The organism is Nocardioides guangzhouensis (assembly GCF_004519545.1).
Taxonomy (GTDB): Bacteria; Actinomycetota; Actinomycetes; order Propionibacteriales; family Nocardioidaceae; genus Nocardioides; species Nocardioides guangzhouensis.
In genome coordinates, this window is the sequence record NZ_SDKM01000121.1 from 1 (window position 1) to 887 (window position 887).

Below are 887 nucleotides of genomic sequence, written 5' to 3' on the forward strand. Positions count from 1 at the left end.
ACGCCACCTTATGGCGTGCCCTGTTGGGGGTCGAGAAGATGGTGATCGAGGGCATCGAGTTCGACGAGGACGCCGGGCTGCTGGTGGCTCATGTTCGTCCTCGCAAGCGTGCCCGGGGTCGGTGTGGCCGGTGCGGGCGGCGCTCGCCGGGCTATGACGCGGGGTCGGGTCGGCGACGGTGGCGGGCGCTGGATCTGGGTACCATCCAGACGACGCTGGAGGCCGACGCGCCCCGGGTGTGTTGCCCCGTGCATGGGCCGACGGTGGCGGCGGTGCCGTGGGCTCGGCACGGTGCCGGGCATACCTACGCCTTCGACGACCAGGTCGCCTGGTTGGCGACCCAGTGCTCGAAGCGCGCGGTCACCGAGTTGATGCGGATCGCGTGGCGCACCGTGGGGTCGATCATCGCGCGGGTGTGGGCCGACGTCGAAGCAGTGCACGACCGGTTCGCTGACCTGAGGCGGATCGGGATCGATGAGATCTCCTACAAACGCGGCCACAAGTTCCTGGTGGTGGTGGTCGACCACGACACCGGCCGGCTGGTGTGGGCCGCACCGGGTCGCGACCGGGCCACCTTGACGGCCTTCTTCGACGCCCTCGGCCCGGACCGCTGCGCGCAGATCACGCACGTGTCTGCCGATGGCGCGGACTGGATCGAGGACGTGGTCGCCGGCCGGTGTGCCCACGCGGTGCGCTGCGCGGACCCGTTCCACATCGTGCGCTGGGCCACCGATGCCCTCGACGCGGTCCGCCGCGAGGCCTGGAACACCGCCCGCCGGGCGCCGGGCGGCAGCATCGCCAAGGGCCACTCCCACGGCCGCCCCCAACGCGTCGCCGCCGGCCACGCCAGGAGCCTGAAACGTGCCCGCTGGGCGCTATGGAAGAAC

1 protein-coding gene is annotated in these 887 nt (G+C 71.7%); it reads left to right on the plus strand.

What is annotated here, in order from left to right:
- Positions 1 to 887, plus strand: an 887-nt coding sequence (locus tag EKO23_RS24730) for a transposase (RefSeq protein ID WP_134721249.1), incomplete at both ends; no start/stop codon positions are given.